19 protein-coding genes are annotated in these 16593 nt (G+C 69.1%); 11 read left to right on the forward strand and 8 right to left on the reverse strand.

The window, feature by feature from the left end:
* Window positions 1–124 precede the first annotated feature (124 nt).
* The 3 genes from ACFWN2_RS22115 to ACFWN2_RS22125 all read right to left on the reverse strand — a co-directional run bounded on the left by ACFWN2_RS22115 (window position 125) and on the right by ACFWN2_RS22125 (window position 1801).
* Window positions 125–415 carry an HPF/RaiA family ribosome-associated protein gene (locus ACFWN2_RS22115; RefSeq protein ID WP_382430052.1) on the reverse strand — a complete coding sequence of 97 codons (291 nt, stop codon included), beginning with the start codon at window positions 413–415 and terminating at the stop codon, window positions 125–127.
* Between the two features lie 117 nt (window positions 416–532).
* Window positions 533–1006: a redoxin domain-containing protein gene (locus ACFWN2_RS22120; protein WP_382430054.1), complete on the reverse strand. Its 474-nt coding sequence runs from the start codon at window positions 1004–1006 to the stop codon at window positions 533–535.
* A 6-nt stretch (window positions 1007–1012) separates the two neighbouring features.
* Window positions 1013–1801, reverse strand: coding sequence for a cytochrome c biogenesis CcdA family protein (locus ACFWN2_RS22125; RefSeq protein WP_382430056.1), 789 nt, complete (start codon window positions 1799–1801; stop codon window positions 1013–1015).
* 23 nt (window positions 1802–1824) lie between these two features.
* Here ACFWN2_RS22125 and ACFWN2_RS22130 point away from each other — a divergent pair, with 23 nt between their 5' ends.
* Both ACFWN2_RS22130 and ACFWN2_RS22135 read left to right on the forward strand, forming a co-directional pair.
* Window positions 1825–2478, forward strand: coding sequence for a DedA family protein (locus ACFWN2_RS22130; protein WP_382430058.1), 654 nt, complete (start codon window positions 1825–1827; stop codon window positions 2476–2478).
* Between the two features lie 302 nt (window positions 2479–2780).
* A complete protein-coding gene (locus tag ACFWN2_RS22135) occupies window positions 2781–3299 on the forward strand; it encodes a lytic polysaccharide monooxygenase auxiliary activity family 9 protein (RefSeq protein WP_382430060.1) in 519 nt (172 codons plus the stop codon).
* Here ACFWN2_RS22135 and ACFWN2_RS22140 read toward each other — a convergent pair whose 3' ends face one another.
* Entirely contained in the window at window positions 3300–3707 is a 408-nt protein-coding gene (locus ACFWN2_RS22140; protein ID WP_382430062.1) for a DUF1992 domain-containing protein, read from the reverse strand. It lies immediately after the preceding gene.
* On the reverse strand, window positions 3704–4621 hold the full coding sequence (gene pip, locus ACFWN2_RS22145; RefSeq protein WP_382430064.1) for a prolyl aminopeptidase: 918 nt from the start codon (window positions 4619–4621) through the stop codon (window positions 3704–3706). Before pip ends, ACFWN2_RS22140 begins: the two co-directional genes overlap by 4 nt.
* Before the next feature lie 69 nt (window positions 4622–4690).
* Between pip and ACFWN2_RS22150 the strand changes: the two genes are divergently transcribed.
* Entirely contained in the window at window positions 4691–5344 is a 654-nt protein-coding gene (locus ACFWN2_RS22150; RefSeq protein ID WP_382430066.1) for a TetR/AcrR family transcriptional regulator, read from the forward strand.
* A gap of 19 nt (window positions 5345–5363) precedes the next feature.
* Here the strand turns inward: ACFWN2_RS22150 and ACFWN2_RS22155 are convergent, their stop codons facing one another.
* Both ACFWN2_RS22155 and ACFWN2_RS22160 read right to left on the reverse strand, forming a co-directional pair.
* Window positions 5364–7082 (reverse strand): DUF885 domain-containing protein, encoded by a 1719-nt coding sequence (locus ACFWN2_RS22155; protein ID WP_382430068.1) that lies wholly within the window; start codon window positions 7080–7082, stop codon window positions 5364–5366.
* A gap of 20 nt (window positions 7083–7102) precedes the next feature.
* Window positions 7103–7549, reverse strand: a complete 447-nt coding sequence (locus ACFWN2_RS22160) for a hypothetical protein (RefSeq protein WP_382430070.1) — start codon at window positions 7547–7549, stop codon at window positions 7103–7105.
* 51 nt (window positions 7550–7600) lie between these two features.
* On the opposite strand from ACFWN2_RS22160, the gene ACFWN2_RS22165 reads away from it, so the two are divergent.
* Window positions 7601–9808 (forward strand): DPP IV N-terminal domain-containing protein, encoded by a 2208-nt coding sequence (locus tag ACFWN2_RS22165; protein ID WP_382430072.1) that lies wholly within the window; start codon window positions 7601–7603, stop codon window positions 9806–9808.
* Window positions 9809–9812: 4 nt separating this feature from the next.
* The gene (locus tag ACFWN2_RS22170) at window positions 9813–11201 is read left to right on the forward strand and encodes an MFS transporter (protein WP_382430074.1); all 1389 of its coding nucleotides are present in this window, start codon (window positions 9813–9815) and stop codon (window positions 11199–11201) included.
* A gap of 37 nt (window positions 11202–11238) precedes the next feature.
* Here ACFWN2_RS22170 and ACFWN2_RS22175 read toward each other — a convergent pair whose 3' ends face one another.
* The gene (locus tag ACFWN2_RS22175; RefSeq protein ID WP_382430076.1) at window positions 11239–12237 is read right to left on the reverse strand and encodes an ABC transporter substrate-binding protein; all 999 of its coding nucleotides are present in this window, start codon (window positions 12235–12237) and stop codon (window positions 11239–11241) included.
* A 78-nt stretch (window positions 12238–12315) separates the two neighbouring features.
* Between ACFWN2_RS22175 and ACFWN2_RS22180 the strand changes: the two genes are divergently transcribed.
* From ACFWN2_RS22180 to ACFWN2_RS22205, 6 genes are all read left to right on the forward strand, one after another.
* Window positions 12316–12663, forward strand: a complete 348-nt coding sequence (locus ACFWN2_RS22180) for a hypothetical protein (RefSeq protein ID WP_382430078.1) — start codon at window positions 12316–12318, stop codon at window positions 12661–12663.
* Window positions 12664–12715: 52 nt separating this feature from the next.
* Window positions 12716–13759 carry a PLP-dependent cysteine synthase family protein gene (locus ACFWN2_RS22185; RefSeq protein ID WP_382430080.1) on the forward strand — a complete coding sequence of 348 codons (1044 nt, stop codon included), beginning with the start codon at window positions 12716–12718 and terminating at the stop codon, window positions 13757–13759.
* On the forward strand, window positions 13756–14940 hold the full coding sequence (locus ACFWN2_RS22190) for an MFS transporter (RefSeq protein WP_382430082.1): 1185 nt from the start codon (window positions 13756–13758) through the stop codon (window positions 14938–14940). The genes ACFWN2_RS22185 and ACFWN2_RS22190 overlap by 4 nt, the downstream gene beginning before the upstream one ends.
* A 32-nt stretch (window positions 14941–14972) precedes the next feature.
* Window positions 14973–15290, forward strand: coding sequence for a hypothetical protein (locus ACFWN2_RS22195; protein WP_382430084.1), 318 nt, complete (start codon window positions 14973–14975; stop codon window positions 15288–15290).
* Between the two features lie 50 nt (window positions 15291–15340).
* Complete coding sequence (locus tag ACFWN2_RS22200) at window positions 15341–15493, forward strand: hypothetical protein (RefSeq protein WP_382430086.1); 153 nt, start codon at window positions 15341–15343, stop codon at window positions 15491–15493.
* Between the two features lie 63 nt (window positions 15494–15556).
* Window positions 15557–16528: a C40 family peptidase gene (locus ACFWN2_RS22205; protein WP_382430088.1), complete on the forward strand. Its 972-nt coding sequence runs from the start codon at window positions 15557–15559 to the stop codon at window positions 16526–16528.
* Window positions 16529–16593: the final 65 nt, after the last annotated feature.

A 16593-nucleotide genomic window follows, 5' to 3' on the forward strand; every position in this document is an offset into this window, starting at 1 on the left:
CGCGGTCGGCGCGTTTCGACAACCACGACGACATGATCCCGTTGATCCTCCCGCGGGACCGTGACGAGGGTGCGGTGAACCCACCACCCGTCCGCCGCCGAGTGGTGGGTCCGGTTCTCCGCGGTCAGTTGGGCACGAGGGCGTTCTGCATCGACACGAGCTGACGCCGCATGCGTTCCCGCACCAGGTCGATCACCTCGGTGACCGTCTGGCCCTCCGCGTACGCCTGCACCTCGACCCATTTGAGGTCGAGCCGTGCGTGGGCGTGGATCACGGACTTGTCCGAGGTCAGGTTGACCCACGCGAAGTCGACGCGGTCCGGCGCGTACCGGTCCAGCGACCCGATCCGCGCGGACGCGTAGTCCCTGGCCTGCTCGGGAATGGCCTCCGCGAGCGTGACCTGGATGTAGTCCATCGGGGTTTGCCTCCTCAAGGCCACGCGGCAGCGCCACGCGGCCTCTCGAAGGTACGGTTCCGGCCACATCGCCGAACCAGGCGTTGGTCCCGACAGTTCAGGGACTTTGTCCCGGCGTCAGTTCTTGGGCACCAGCGCGGAAACCCGTTCGTCGAGCTGCTCCTCGGTCGGTGCGCCGATCAGCAGTTCCACGGAGCCGTCGGTGCGCACGAACGCGAACGTCGGCTGCGCGGTCACACCGAACCGCTTCCACACCGAGCCGTCGAGGTCCGCGAGGTGCGGGAACCCGGTCATCCGGTGGTCGCTCACGAACTTCTTCATCGCGTCGAGCTGGTCCTCCGCCGCGACGCCGACGAACTGCACCTTCTCGTGCTTCCCCGCGACCTCAGCGACCGTCTTGGCCTCCGCGTTGCAGGACGGGCACCACGGCGTCCAGAACCAGAGCACGGCGGGCTGCCCGACGAGCTTGTCGCCGCGGAACTCCGCGCCGTCCAGCGTCTTGGCCGTGAACTGAAACTTCTCCGGCGTCGGCGCCTGCTCCGCGCAGCCGGCGAGCAGCAGGATCCCCAGCAGCAGTCCGAGGACGCGCATCGGCCCTCACCTCCTGCCAGGACGTACGGCCTTGCGCCGCCTCCGGTTCAGCCACCAGCCAGCGAGTACGAGCACCACGACGAACGGCCACGGTCCTGTCGCCGCGACGATCTGCACGAGCGCGTTCTGGAACCGCCCGGCCGCCTGCACGACCGGGTCGGCCGCGCTGCCGTCCGCCAGGAACAACCGCAGCTCGTAGACGCCGTAGTACGTCACGTACGCGCCCACGGCGATGAGGACGGCGCCACCGATACGGCCGACGTGCGGAAGCACTTTCCTGAGGCGCGGCGCGAGAGAGGCGCCTGCGACCGCCAGCACGGTGACCACGAGTCCCATGCCGAGTGCGTACGCGAGGAACGCCATGACTCCCGTCTGCAGCGATGCACCCACCACGGCGAGGAACGGGCCGACCGCGCACGAGAGAGAGGCGATGGCGAACGCCACGCCGTAGCCGTACATGGACCAGAGGCTCTTCGGTGCCGCACTCAGCTTCGGCAGCCGGACGTAGAGGTCTTTGCCCAGCACGAGGAGCACGCCGACGACGACCATCACGAGCCCGATCACGACCGTCACAAAGGGCAGATAGCGCTTGAGAGTGGCGGCCACGGGCGCGACGAGAATGCCGAAGGCGCCGAAGAAGGTGACGAATCCGGCCGTCATGACTAAACCGGACATAAAGGCTCTTGCTGGGCTGTCACGTGCCACGAGTGCCAAATAGGCGGGCAGCATCGCGAATCCGCACGGGTTGACCGTGGCCACCATTCCCGCGACGACCGCGAGCGCGAGCTCGTTCACGACGCTGAGGCTAGAGTTGCGACGTGCCGGTCGAACAGTGGCTCGAAGCCATTCCACCTCTGCTCGTGTACGTGATCGTCGGACTGGTGATCGGCTTCGAGTCGCTCGGCATCCCGTTGCCGGGCGAGATCGTGCTGGTCACGGCATCCCTGCTGGCGTCACAGCACGACGAGCTGAGCCCGTTGTGGATCGGCGTGTGGGCGACCGCGGGCGCCATCATCGGCGACAACTTCGGCTACCTCATCGGCAGGCGCGGCGGACCGCGGCTGTTCGCGTGGATGGGCAGGAAATTCCCCAAGCACTTCGGCGAAACGCAGCTCGACCACGCACGCCGCGTGTTCCAGAAACGCGGTGCGTGGGCCGTGTTCTTCGGCCGTTTCGTGGCACTGCTGCGCATTCTCGCCGGGCCGCTCGCGGGGTCGTTGCACATGAACTACGGCAAGTTCCTGGTGGCGAACGCATTGGGCGGCGTCGTGTGGGCGGGCGGCACGACGGCGGCCGTCTACTACCTCGGCGTGGTGGCCGAGAAGTGGTTGAAGGGCTTCTCGTACGCGGGGCTGGCGATCGCCGTGGTGTTCGGAATCGCCGGAGTGTTCGTCGTGAAGCGGCGGCTCGCGAAGGCGGCGGAGAAGGCCGAGGAGCCGACCGAGGACGAGGCCGCGCCCGTCCAGTCCTGACGGCCGCCGCTCACCCTCCGCTCACGGACCACCGGGATTCCGGTCGACATCCCGGTCCACGCCCAACCCCCACGACCGAACGCGCCGTCACCGCGGATCGACCGCCGAAGTCCACACAACCCAACGACTTCGAGCACCGAGGACCCCCACTTCGGTGTTGTACAAAGCTGTCCGCGCGTCGCTTACCTGCCCGATCTATCAACACGTCTTGTGGCGTTGTGATTACGCGCGGTATGGTCTAGACCTTCAATCGCCGCCGCGATGTAACGGGAGTACGCACACATCAAGGCAAAGGAACTCACATGAAGATTGGACGCAGGGTTGCGGCCGCCATGGCCGGCGTTCTCGCTGCACCGGTGATCGTCGTGGCTCTCCCGACCGGCACGGCGTTCGCACACGGGTACATCTCCTCACCTCCCAGCCGCCAGGCGCAGTGCGCCAACGGCACGGTGAAGGACTGCGGCGCGATCCAGTGGGAGCCGCAGTCGGTCGAGGGCCCGAAGGGCCTGCAGAGCTGTCACGCCAACCTGTCGCACTTCTCCGTGCTGAGCAACGACAGCAAGGGCTGGCGGGTCACCGGCACCGGCAGGACGGTGACGTTCAACTGGGTGTTCACCGCACGGCACCGCACGGCTGACTACGTCTACTACGTGGACGGCCGCAAGGTCGCGACGTTCAGCGGCAACAACCAGCAGCCGCCGGCCACCGTGCAGCACAGCGTCAACGTCGGCTCCGCAGGCAAGCACAAGGTCCTGGCCGTGTGGAACATCGGCGACACCGCCAACGCGTTCTACTCCTGCATCGACATCAACGCGAGCTGATCACTGACCGCGTGAGGTCCCCTTCCTCTCACGCAGCAGTTGCTCGACGTCGAACGGCATCAGGTTCACCGGCGGGCCGGACAACGGTTTCCGCAGCGCGTCGAGGATCTTCGCGTTCATCGCACCGATGATCGCGCGCGCCTCCTCGTCGGTCGTGGCCGCCAGGGCAGCCGCTCTGGCGGTCTCGGCCTGCTTGCGCAGCACCAGGGAAGGGGGCAACCCTGCCGTGCCCTCTTCCTCCCTGACCTTCCGCTTGATCCACCAGTCCTCTTCGAGCGGCTCGCCCGCGCCGGGCAGCGGTTTGCCGGCGCTCGGCAGGCCGTCGAACTCACCTCGTTCCTGGGCCTCGCGGATCTGCCTGTCGATCCACGACTCGAACCCCATTCCCGCCGGTTTCCGTTGTGTCACGGGGAAAACCTCCTGACCGCGGTCCTGATCGCCTCCGTGAAGGCGGGGCTGCCCTTGTGGCCACTGTCGTCCACGAGGGTCAGTTCGGCGTCCGGCCAGTCCCGCGCGAGGGCGTAGGCCGTGTCCGCCGGGCAGCTCAGATCGCGACGGCCGTGGACGAGCGCCGCCGGGATGCCGGCGAGTTTGCCCACGCCGCCCAGCAGGTCGTCCACGAAACCGTGGTTCGCGTAGTAGTGCGCGATGATCCGCACGAGCGCGATCACGTCGGCGGACGCCCGGTCCGAGAACACGGCGGTGCCGCCGAAGTTCTCCAGCGACAGCACCGTGTCCTCCCAGCGGCACCATTCGAGCGCCGCCTGCTCGCGCACGGCCGGGTCCGGGCTCTCCATCAGTTCCGCGTACGCCCGCACGACGTCCGGCGCGTCGCCCGCGTGCGCGCTGAACCGGGCCCAGGCCTCCGGGAAGAACCGGGACACGCCGCGGTAGAGCCAGTCCACCTCGCGCGGCGAGGAGAGCGTGACCGCGATCAGGATCATCTCCGAGACGCGCTCCGGATGCCGTTGCGCGTAGGCGACCGCGAGCGTCGTGCCCCAGGAACCGCCGTACAGCAACCACTTCTCGACGCCGAGGTGCTCGCGGAGCTTCTCCATGTCGGCGATCAGGTGCTCGGTCGTGTTGACGGACATGTCCGCGGCCGGGTCGCTCGCGTGCGGTGTGCTCAGCCCGCAGCCGCGCTGGTGGAAGATCACGATGCGGAACCTCTCCGCGTCGAGCGACTTCCGCGCGCCCTTGGACGGGCTGCCGGGACCGCCGTGCAGGAACACCGCCGGTTTGCCCTCGGGGTTGCCGACGACCTCCCAGTAGACCTGGTTGCCGTCCCCGACGTCGAGCATGCCGTGTTCCAAGGGCTCCATGGGATCGAGCCTACCCAGCCCTGTTCGAACGGCTGTGTATCATACAGTCATGCCTGAAATGGGTCGCGAATGACACCGGAGCGGATCTCGACCCGGCGGCAGAAGCGCGATCTGGTCATCCCGAAGCCGCCCCGCAACGGCAACATCAAGGTGACCCGGGAAGGCTGGGTCAACAGCGCGCGCGTCGCCCTGATCGAGGACGGCATCGACGGCGTGAAGGTCGACCGCCTCGCCCGGCGGGCGAACGTCACGCGAGGCGGTTTCTACCACCACTTCAAGAGCCACCAGGAAGTGCTCGACGCGCTGCTCGACAACTGGCGCACGACGAACCGGTTCACCCCGGCGGAGGTCGATGTCTCGAACGCCGTGGCCGCGAACGCCGCGCTGGACCACATCGTCGACGACCTCCTCCACGAGACCTCGTTCGACCCGCAGTTCGACATGGCGGTCCGCGAGTGGGCACGCATCTCACAGCCGGTCGCCGACGTCGTCCACGAGGTCGACGAGCAGCGGATCACGGTGCTGTCCCGCATCTTCAAGGGCATGGGGCACCCGCCCAAGGAGGCGCTGATCCGCGCCCGCGTCTTCTACTGGCACCAGATCGGCTACTACGCCGTCGGGGTGCAGGAGACGCTCGCCGAACGCGAGGGCAACGTCTCGGCCTACGTGAAGGTCCTGGCCGGCGAGCGGTACAGCGGGAAGTTCTCGAAGCGCCGGACGTGACGGCGGCCGGCACCGCGGTTCACGACGAACCATCCCCGGTGAACACCCTCTCCAGATGCCATTCGAGTGCCGGCAGCGGCAGCGCGCCGACGTCGAGGATCGCGGCGTGGAAGTCGCGTTCGTCGAACCGGCTGCCCATCCGTTCGCGAACCCCGTCCCGCATGCGCAGGACGGCCTCGTCGCCGAGCTTGTAGGCCAGCGACTGCGCGGGAATTCCGCAGGAGTAGCGCAAGGTGTCGGACTCGATCTCCGCCTTGGCGCACAACGTGTGCTCGCGCAGGTAGTCCTTCGCCTCGGCCCAGGTCCAGCCCAGCGCGTTCATGCCGGTGTCGACGACCAGCCGCGAGGTGAGGAAGGCGTCCATGCACAGGCGGCCGTAACGGTCGTAGGGGTCGTCGTAGAGCCCCATCTCACCGGCCAGTGTTGCGGCGTACTCGGCCCACGCCTCGTTGAACGCGTTGACGGACGCGTTGCGCCGCAACGGAGGAAGGGTCTTGCTGTCGGTCTGCAGCGTCAGGTGCAGGTGATGCCCCGGCAGCAACTCGTGGAACACCAGGGACGCGGCGGCGATGACGGAGAGGCTGTCCATCTTGCCGCCGTTGTAGTGGTAGATCCCGCGCTTCTCCGCACGGGTGGGCGGCTCGTAGTAGCCCCAGGTCATGCTGTCCTCAAGAGCCGGCGCGAGTCGCGCGACGTCGTAACCCGCGCTGGGACGCCGGTGGAAGAACTCGTCGAACCGGCTCTCCACGCGATCCCGGTGCCGGCGCATGCGCTCACCGATGTCGTCGGCCGACGCGGCCCTCGCGCGGGGATGCTGTCCCAGGTGCAGGGCGAACTCCACGGGTGAGCCGTTGAAGCCGAGTTCGCGGCGCACGTCCGCCATCTCCGCCTCGATCCGCGCCATCCGCGCACGACCGGCGGTGTGCACCTCCTCGGCCGTCAGGTCGCGCGTCGTGTGCAGCTTCAGCAACCAGGCGTAGGTCTTCTCGCCGCCGGGCAGCTCGTTCATCCCCACGCCGTCGGGCGCCTGCGACTCGTAGTCCGCGTCCAGCTGGTCGATCAGCGGCACGAACCCGTCGGCCACCAACCGCACCACGCGGCGCCGGATCTCGGCGGACACCGCGTCCGCCTCGCTGATCCCCGTCAGACGGGAGACCGCGACGGGGTAGGTGCTCAGCGCCGTGGCTTTCAGCTGCCCGAGCATGGCGCGGGCCGCGGGCAGTTGCGGCTTGTGCATGCGAATCCCGCGCTGCGCCTGGCCGTTGGTGCGCTCGCGGATCTGACGCAGCATCCGCGTGATGTCGGTCAGCAGCACCAGGTACCGGTCGACGTCGCCGTCGTCGTTGAACTCGTAGGCGGAGAGGAGCGAGTTGACCGAGCCCATCAGGTAACCGAGCGCGTACGGGGTCTGGGCGAACGGCGCGTAGAACATCGAACCCGTGGGATCGATCGCCAGCCAGTAGTGCTCCTCCTCCAGGCTCCAGCTCTCCGCGTAGTGGCGCAACAGCTTGCTCGTCAGGGCCCAGTCGTGCGGCAGTCGCTCGTCATCGACGGTGTCCAGCAGTTCCAGGACGCGCTTGCCCATCAGAGTGCGACCCCGTGCGCCTTCGAGGCTCAGGTCCGGGATGAGGCGGTCCAGCGAGTCGTCCGTCCTGCGGAGGTGGTTCGCCGCCAGGTCCGCGGCCCGGCTCACGGCGCTCAACGCGTGCTCGATGTCCGTCAGTCGATAGCGCGACACGGTGTTCTCCGTCCCGTGGTTCAGAAATCCGGAAACTCGCTGGGAATCGTCGCCGCCCGGCGCGCGGCCGCGAAGGCGGGCGCGATCGTCGTCAGGACTTCGGGGTCACCGTGCGTGGTGACGGGCGGCGCGTCTCCACCGCCTTCCCGCTTGCCCTGCCGTGTCGCCTCCACGACGGCCCGGTGGTCACCGCGGTACAGCAGAGCGGGCGCGTCGGCCGGCGGCGGTCGCAGTCCGAACCGGACGCCGCGGCCGGGATCGAACTCGACGGTCCACCAGACGACTCGATCCCCGTCCTCCAGCTCGTAGACCATCCAGTGGGCGCGGTCCAGCTTCGCGCACTCCGCCCTGCTCTCCTCGTCCGCGGCGAGGATCTCGTTCATCAGGTCCACGTGCTGCTGCGACATGAACACGGGCTTCGCCACGTTCTCCCCTTTCCCGTCACGGCCGACTGCGTCGTGGGTCACATGATGTAACATACAGAACTGTATTGTTCGCGCCAACCCTGGGAGCCCTGGATGAGCGCCACCGTGCACGCGGCGTACAGCGACCTGCCGAAGCTGGTTCGTGATGCCGGCCTGCTGCCTGCATGGAGCCTCGACGGCAAGACGCTGGGGTTCGTCTCGGGCTCTCCTGACGACCGTCAGGCGTGGAGCGTCGACCTCGCCACCGGCAACACGAGTCCCCTCCTGGACGTGGAACGCCTCCGCGCCGCACTCAAGGCCGCGACCGGTGTGACGCCCGCCGGAACAGGGGTGCCGTTCGAGGCCTTCGGCTTCGCCGGGCCGCACCTGATCGCGTTCATGATCGGCGCCGACTCGTTCGTCGTGGACCTGGAGACCTACTCCGTGATCCGTCCACCGCAGCCGAGCCCGATCGACACCATGTTCGGGCTCTCGGCCGAGTCCCGCAGCACTCCTCGCCAGTACAAGCGCTCACTTCCCATGGTGGGACAGGTCGACGCGTATGAGGTGATGTCACCCGACGGCCGCCATCTTCTGTCCACTCAGGACTACAACGTGTCGGTGCGCTCCACCTACGACGGACGTTCCCGCCTGCTCACCACCGACGGCACGCGCGAGGTCGAGTGGACCGTCGACTGGTCCTTCCCCGGCACGCCACCGGTGACGAACTGGTCACCGCGCGGCGATCGCGTCGCGGCGTACCGGGTCGACCACCGCTCGGTGCCGGAGGTGACCACCGTCCACCAGCTGTCGGGCTTCGAGGACACGACCCGGCACCACTTCCCGAGGCCGGGCGGTGTCCTTGAGCAGTACCGGCTCTTCCTGCTGGACCTCGAAGGAAGGCCCCCGGTCGAGATCCAGCTCGGCGACACCCGCGACACCTACCCCGTCTTCGCCGGCTGGCTCCCGGACGGCTCGGAGGTCGTCGTGCTGCGGATGAGCAGGGACTGCCGGCACGTCACCGTCTTCGCGGCCGACGCGACGACCGGCGCGGTGCGCGAGCTGTTCAGCGAGACCGGCGAGACCTTCGTCCGCATCCACCACGACATCTACTTCAACCGCAAGCTCGGCTGCGGACTGACCCCGGACGGCGGCCACGTCCTGTGGCTGTCCGAACGCGACGGATGGGCGCACCTGTACCAGTACGACCTCCAGGGCGAGCTCGTCGCACGACTGACGTCCGGCGAGTGGCCGGTGGACGCGGTGGAGCGGGTCGACGGCGAGCACGTCTACTTCACCGCGCACCACGACCAGGCGCGTCCGTACGACGTCCACCTCTGCCGGGTCCCGCTCGGCGGCGGCGCGGTCGAGCGCCTGACCGAGGGTGAAGGGGTCCACCGCGTCACCTTCGCGCCGAACGGCGAGACGTTCCTCGACACGTACTCGTCGGTGCGCACCCCGCCCGTGACCGCGTTGCGCCGCAACGACGGCGCCGTCCTGAACGCCGAGCTGCTCGCCGCCGACATCACGCCGTTGCAGGTGGTCGGCTACACCGACGCCGAGGAGTTCCGCGTCAAGGCCGCGGACGGCGAGACCGACCTGTGGGGCGTGATGTACAAGCCGCACGACTTCGACCCCGGCAAGAAGTACCCCGTCATCGAGTGGATCTACGGCGGCCCGCAGATGGCCGTCGCCGACCACGCGTTCCCGGCGCTGCCCGGCCGTGCCGGCATCGCCCTGCGGCTCGCCCAGCTCGGCTGCATCGCGATCGTGCTCGACGCCCGCGGCACACCCGGCCGCAGCAAGGCGTTCCACGACACCGCCGCCCAGGACTTCTTCGGCGTGGTGGCGGAGGACCACGCCGCGGCGATCCGCGAACTCGCCGTGCGGCACCCGTTCATCGACGTGGACCGCGTCGGAGTGACGGGCGGGAGCTGGGGCGCCTACTTCGGCTTCCGCTGCCTCGTCGACGAGCCGGACATCTACAAGGCGGCGGCCGTCTTCGCACCGGCCTTCGACCCCACGTCCTGCATCCTCTACGAGCCCTACCTCGGAACGCCCCAGGCCAACCCCGACGGCTACCGCAGGGCCGACATCCTCGTGAAGGCGCCGGCGCTGACGGGTGCGCTGCTGATCGCCGGCGGCACCTCGGACCACGCCACCTGGCCGGACGCCATCAAGATGACCGAGGCGCTGATCCGGGCCGGCAAGGACCACGAGTTCGTCCCGCTGCCGGAGCAGAGCCACGGCTTCGGATCGGTGCACGACGAGTACCTCGTCCGCAAGCAGGCGGACTTCTTCCGCCGCCACCTGGGTTTCTGAGATCGTGGCGACCGCGACGACGCGATCGGACCCCCGCCTGAAGCGGAGCCTGCTGACGGCGTTCACGTTGCCGACACTCGTGCTCTTCGTCATGCACGGACCCGAAGGCCAGATCCAGTCGATCTACGCCAAGCACGCGGGTCTGTCGTTGACGTCGCTCGCCGCCGCCGTGCTGGTGATCAAGATCTTCGACGCCGTGACCTATCCGCTCATCGGCCACCTCTCCGACCGCACCCACGCGCGCAGGGGCTCGCGCAAGGCCTGGATCGTCGCCGGCACGGTCGTCTCCGTGCTGGGCGTCTGGATGCTGTTACGACCGCCGGAGGGCGTCGGCGTCGTCTACTTCAGCATCTGGATGGCCACGACGTACGTGGGCTGGAAGCTGATGGAGATCCCGCTCCAGGCCTGGAGCTACGGCCTGTCCGCCGACTACGCGCAACGCAGCCGCGTCCAGGCCTGGCGCGCGTCGGCCCAGGTCGGCGGGCAGTTCCTGTTCTTCGCCATTCCGCTGCTGGCCGTCGGGCTGGGAATCTCGGACAGCACCGAACTGGACTTCCGCTCGCTGGGGCTGGCCGCGATCATCTGCGCCGTCGCACTCCCCCTCGCCACCACGTGCGCGGTCGTCTTCGTGCACGGCGGTACCGCGCCCCCTGCCTCGGCCGAACGCCAGAAGCTGTCCGAGCTGTTCACCGCGGTCAGGAGCAACCCGCCCCTGCTGCGCCTGCTCGCGGCGTTCCTGCCGGCGAACCTGCTCTCCGGGATGTCCGCGGGCGTGGCCTACCTGTACATCGACACCTATCTGGGGCTGAGCAGGCAGTTCCCCGCCATCATGGCGACGGCGCTGCTGGCGAGCATCGCCGGGATCCCGGTGTGGAGCGCGTTGGCGGCGCGCTTCGAACGCCACCGCGTCTTCGCGGTGTCGATGATCGCCGGTGGCATCGCCTGCGCCGGCATGGCCCTGATCCCGCCAGGACCGTTGGCGCTGCCGCTGGTCTTCGTGCTGTACCCGGTGCTGACCTTCACGCTCATCGGCCTGGTCGTCGTCTACGCCATGTCGGCGGACATCGTCGACTACGGCCGCCTGGTCACCGGGCACGACCACGCCGGTCTGTACGGCTCGTTGTTCACGTTCCTGCAGAAGTCGCTGGCGGGCGTGTCCGCCGCGGCGGGGCTCGCCATCACCGGCTGGCTCGGTTTCGACGCCACCGCCGCCTCGCAGACGGCCGGCGGGATCCTCGGCGTCAAGCTCACCGCCGCCGTGCTGCCCGCGGTGGGCATGTTCTGCGCCGCGGCCGTGATCTGGACGTACCCGCTGAACCGCGCACGCGTCGAGGAGATCCAGACGGAGCTCGACCGGCGACGGCTTGTGGTCGAACGACCCGTGCGAGGCTGAGCGCACGGGTCGTTCTCACGAAGTCAGCAGCTGGAGGCTACTTCGCCAACGCCTGGTCCAGGTCGTCGGCCAGCTTGTTCATGATCTTGGAGTAGGAGGCGTAGCTCAGCGGGGCGACCGCGTTCCACGCCACGAACCTGTTGGCCTGCACCGCGGGCAGTCCCTGGAAGACCGGGTGGCCCTCCTTCATCTTCTCCGGGTCGAGCCACGCCGCGCGGGCGTCCCACATGATCACGTGTTCCTTGTACGTGCCGGCGTTCTCCCACGACAACGACTGGAAGTAGCCGCCGCCCTCGGTGTCGGGCTTGTCCGGCGTGAGCATCGGCAGGCCGAGCTCCTTGGTGTACCAGTCGAGGTCCGGGTTGCGACCCGGCACGGCCACGTAGAAGAGCTTCGGGTCTCCGGCGACGACCTGGATCTTCTGGTTCGCGGCGGTCATCTTCTTGCCGATGGCCTTGAGGCGGTCCGCAGCCTTGGTGAACGCGTCCTCCTCGGCCTTCACCGCGGCCGAGTCGACGTCGGCGCCGAGGGACTTCGCGAGCTCCTTGTAGCGCTTGATGCCGTCGGGGAGCTGGATCTTCGACTGGCCGATGCCGACCGTCGGAGCGATCTTGGCGACCTTCTCCTCGAACTCGGCCGTGAGGTGCCAGAGGCCGGTGACCTCCGGGTAGTAGCCGGCGACGACCAGGTCGGCGTCCAGTGCGGCGAACTTCTCGAAGTCGATCTCGCCGTAGCCGGGTCCGGTGATGTCCGTGACCTTGCTCGGGTCGATGCTGCCGGCCTCGGGGTCGGTCGAGCCGTCGGCGCGCTTGAGCGGGCCGAACGTGCCGACGACGTTGATGCCGTAGTCCTTCAGGGCACCCGCGGCGGACACCTGCGCGACGACGCGCTCGGGTCGCTTCTCCGCAGTGACCTCCTTACCGCGATCGTCCTTGAAGGACCACTGGCCACTTCCCTGTCCCTGCTCCGTGGGAGCGTTTCCACCGCACCCGGCCACAAGGCCGAGCAGCAGAACCGCGGCGACTGTCCTGCGCACCTGTCCACCTCCTGATTTAGGCTTGCCTAACCTACCAAGTGGCACCCGGAACCGCGCATTTGCGGTACGGTGATCACCGTGCGGAACCGAGTGACGACAGGGCGTCGCCATGCTGTCGTTCTCGCACTCCTGTTGCTCGCGGTCTTCGTGCTGCACCCGGCCTGCCCGCCGGAGCCCGCCCACCACGGCGCGTTCACGCCCGGCATCTCCGGGGAGCTGTGCCACCACGGCGACACCCACCACGCCACGGCCGCCGCGCCCGCTCAGGCGGCGGTGCAGGTCAGCGCGTTCGCCTTCACCGCGCCGGACGTGGACGGCGAGCCCGTCGCGCGTCCTGCCACTAGAGCGCGCTCCTGTCCGTGGCGCTCCGAGCACGTCAGCTCGGGGCGCACCTTGCTGCTCGACCTCGGGATCTCTCGGACCTAGACCGGCCCCCGCCCCCTTCACCGGTCTGTCACCACACTTTTCGAGGAATCCCATGTCTGTTCCCGTGCTGCACGGAAGCACGCCCGTGCTCTGGATCGACGAGCTGTCGCGCACGTCCCCCGCCGGCTTCTGGGCGAAGCTGGAGAGCGCCAACCCCGGCGGCGGCATGAAGGACCGCGCCGCCCTGCACATGGTCGGACGCGCGCTGGAACGCGGTGATCTCCTGCCCGGCGGTCACATCGTCGAGTCGACCAGCGGCACGCTCGGGCTCGGTCTCGCGCTCGCCGGGATCGTGCACGGCATCCCGGTCACCCTGGTCACCGACCCCGGACTGGAGCCGATCATCCAGCGGATGCTGCGCGCGTACGGCGCGACGGTGGACGCCGTCGACCGTCCACATCCGACCGGCGGCTGGCAGGAGGCCCGGCGCGAGCGCGTGGCGGCGCTGCTGGAGTCGTTGCCCGGCGCGTACTGCCCCGACCAGTACAACAACCCGGACAACGTGGCGGGGTACGCCCCACTCGCCCACGAGCTGGCCGACCAGCTGGGGCACGTGGACGTGCTCGTGTGCGCCGTGGGCACGGGCGGGCACAGCGCGGGCGTGTCCTCCGTGCTGCGCACGCACTTCCCGTCGTTGCGCCTGGTCGGGGTCGACACGATCGGGTCGACGATCTTCGGCCAGCCCGCCAGGCCGAGGCTGATGCGCGGGCTCGGGTCGAGCATCTACCCGCGCAACGTCGACTACCCGGCGTTCGACCAGGTGCACTGGGTGAACCCGGCGGAGGCCGTGTGGGCGTGCCGGACGCTCGCCGCGCGGCACTACGCGAGCGGCGGCTGGAGCGTCGGCGCGGTGGCGCTGGTGGCGTCCTGGGTGGCGCGGACCTCCCCGCCCGGCACCCGGATCGCCGCCGTGTTCCCGGACGGGCCGCAGCGGTACTTCGACACGGTGTTCAACGACGAGTACTGCGCCGCCAACGGGTTGCTGGGCGCGGTGCCCGCGGCGGACCCGCTGGAGGTGACGTCGCCGGACGAACGCGAGATCACGTCGTGGACGAGGTGCGAGTCCGTTGTGGACCCTCTGGCGGTGACGGCGTGATCACCCGGTTCCGCTCGTTCGACCGAAGCGTGCAGTTGTTGCTGCTCAACCAGTTCAGCATCAACGTGGGCTTCTACATGCTGATGCCGTACCTCGCCTCGCACCTGTCGGTGACGCTCGCGCTGGCCGGGTGGGCCGTCGGACTCGTCCTGGGGGTGCGGAACTTCGCGCAGCAGGGCATGTTCCTGATCGGCGGCACGCTCGCGGATCGCCTGGGGTACAAGCCGTTGATCGTGGCGGGCTGCGCGTTGCGGACCGGCGGGTTCGCGTTGCTGGGGCTCGTGGACGGCGTGCCGGCGCTCGTGATCGCGTCGGCGGCCACGGGCTTCGCCGGAGCGTTGTTCAACCCCGCCGTGCGCGCGTACGTGGCCGCTGATGCCGGGCCGCGGCGTGTGGAGGCGTTCGCGCTGTTCAACGTCTTCTACCAGACCGGGATCCTGGTGGGGCCGTTGATCGGCCTGGCGCTGACGGCCGTGGACTTCCGGCTGACGTGCCTGGTGGCGGCGTTCGTGTTCCTGGTGCTGACGGTGCTGCAGTGGCGGTCGCTGCCCGCGCGGGCCGGTGCGCCGTCGGGGAACTCGGTGCTGGCGGACTGGCGGCTGATCTTCTCCAACCGGCGGTTCGTGCTGTTCGCGCTCGCGATGACCGGGTCGTACGTGTTGTCGTTCCAGGTCTACCTGGCGCTGCCGCTCGCCTCGGGCTCGACGGTGCTGACGGCCGTGCTGTTCGCCGTGTCGGGCGTGCTGGCGATCGTAGGCCAGCTGCGGGTGACGGCGTGGGCGCGCTCCCGCCTCGGGCCGGACCGGTCGCTGGTGGCCGGGATGGCGGTGCTGGGCCTGGCGTTCCTGCCGGCCGTCCACGGTGGACCGGCCGGGCTGGTGCTGTGCGCGGCGTTGCTCGCGCTGGGGACGATGGTGGTGTTCCCGTTCGAGATGGACAAGATCGTCTCGCTGTCGGGCGACCGGCTCGTGGCGACGCACTACGGCCTCTACAACACGGTCGTGGGCGTCGGGATCCTGCTCGGCAACCTGCTGACCGGTGTCGGTTTCGACGCCGCCGCGCGGGCCGGCGTGCCCTGGGTGCCGTGGCTGGTGCTGACGGCCTTGGGGCTCGGGTGCGCATGGGCGTTGAAGAAGCTGGCGTCGCGTGTCGATTCGGCGGTCGCCGGTTCGACGTCCTAGCAGGAGGCAGTTTCGGAGACCGGAGGGTCGCCATGATCGCCACGCTCATCGCCACACTGGTCGAGGAGGACCACGCGGAGGACGACGGCGTCCTGGCGCCCGACGACCGCCTGACCTGCCACGTGCACGGCCGGTGGATCCACCAGTGCGTCTCGTCGCCCGTGCACGTCAACCCGGTCACGCGCCACCGCTGGTGCCGCGGCTGCGACTCCGCGCTGGGCGTCGTGGTCGACGAGCTCGGCGGTGACGTGGCGATGCGCTGCCCCCGCTGTGGGCGCGGGGACAGCGCCGCCACCACCCGCCTGATCGCCGCGTGCCGTGCCTCGATCGAGGCACACCGGGCCGCCTGATCGGGTGAGTTGGCCCGGTTCGCCGTTTCTGTCCGGATAAGTTGCTCTGCGTGTCCCTTTCTTCACGCATCGCAACCGTTCTGGCCACCACCGCGGGAATCGCGCTGGTCTCCGCGTCGCCCGCGCTCGCCGGCGAGCTGGTGGAGGTCGAGTTCGACGAGCCCGTCGTCGTGGTGGAGGGACCGCTCGTCGACCTCGACTGAACCCCTGCGGCCGATCGGCCGTACGCCTCCTCAGAAGCCGATTCCGACTCCTGAGGAGGCCGCGTGCCCGGCCGACGTGCTGCCAGAACGACCGCGTTCGCCGCTGTGATCGCCGCGACGGTGGTGTCGATGCCCACGGCGCATGCACAGCCCGCCGACGACGCGCTGAAGGTCTACACCGACCTCACGCGGGAGGCCGAGAAGCTCAGCCAGGACCACCTCAAGGCGCAGGACGAGCTGGCGAAGGCGAACCAGACCGCGGTCACCGCCACCGAGGCGGAGAAGAAGGCGCTGGCCGAGTCGGAGCAGTTCCGCGGCCAGGTCGACGTGCTGACCGAGGCGACCTTCGAGGGCGCGCGGTTCAACAACATCTCGGCGCTGCTGACCTCGACGTCGCAGCAGGACTTCCTGGAGCGGATGCAGGCGATGAACATCATCGCCACCGACCAGAACGAGGCGGTGGCACGCCTGGACGCCACGCTGAGCGCCGCGACCAAGGCGCGGTCCGACGCCGCCGCGGCCGCGTCCGAGGCGGAGAAGTTCGCCGCCGACGTCTCCACCCGCAAGGGAGCCATGGACCAGCAGGTGTCCACGGCGCGGGCGAAGTACCAGTCGTTGTCCGCCCCGCAGAAGCAGACTCTCGCGGCTCCCACGCCCAAGATCACCGTGAACGCGCCGGCGGGCGCGGCCGGCACCGCGCTCAACTTCGCGCTGAGCCAGCAGGGCAAGCCGTACGTCTTCGGCTCGAACGGTCCCAACTCCTGGGACTGCTCGTCGCTGATGCAGGCCTCCTACCGCGCCGCCGGGGTGACCATCCCACGCGTCACCTACGACCAGGCGAAGGTCGGCCGGGGCGTGAGTCGCGGCGAGGTCGCGGCAGGCGACCTCATCATCTACTACGCAGGTCAGTCGCACGTGGCGATGGCCGTGGACGGCACCCGCGCGGTGCACGCGTCCACCGAGGGCGTGCCGGTGAAGATCGCGAACATCGACTCCATCGGACCCATTTCGGTGATTCGCCGGGTTGTCGGGTGACGCGCGTCTCGACCCCGCGATAAAGCGACGTAGACGACTGTGAGAGCGTGCTGACCGGTGAACCG

The sequence above is a fragment of the Lentzea sp. NPDC058436 genome (genome assembly GCF_042721515.1).
In the GTDB taxonomy this organism is placed as follows: Bacteria; Actinomycetota; Actinomycetes; order Mycobacteriales; family Pseudonocardiaceae; genus Lentzea.

Coding starts and splice junctions, on each gene's coding strand:
- ACFWN2_RS22115 (WP_382430052.1), bottom strand. CDS start 415: ATGGACTACATCCAGGTCACGCTCGCGGAGGCCATTCCCGAGCAGGCC.
- ACFWN2_RS22120 (WP_382430054.1), bottom strand. CDS start 1,006: ATGCGCGTCCTCGGACTGCTGCTGGGGATCCTGCTGCTCGCCGGCTGC.
- ACFWN2_RS22135 (WP_382430060.1), top strand. CDS start 2,781: ATGAAGATTGGACGCAGGGTTGCGGCCGCCATGGCCGGCGTTCTCGCT.
- pip (WP_382430064.1), bottom strand. CDS start 4,621: ATGGAGCCCTTGGAACACGGCATGCTCGACGTCGGGGACGGCAACCAG.
- ACFWN2_RS22150 (WP_382430066.1), top strand. CDS start 4,691: ATGACACCGGAGCGGATCTCGACCCGGCGGCAGAAGCGCGATCTGGTC.
- ACFWN2_RS22165 (WP_382430072.1), top strand. CDS start 7,601: ATGAGCGCCACCGTGCACGCGGCGTACAGCGACCTGCCGAAGCTGGTT.
- ACFWN2_RS22185 (WP_382430080.1), top strand. CDS start 12,716: ATGTCTGTTCCCGTGCTGCACGGAAGCACGCCCGTGCTCTGGATCGAC.
- ACFWN2_RS22195 (WP_382430084.1), top strand. CDS start 14,973: ATGATCGCCACGCTCATCGCCACACTGGTCGAGGAGGACCACGCGGAG.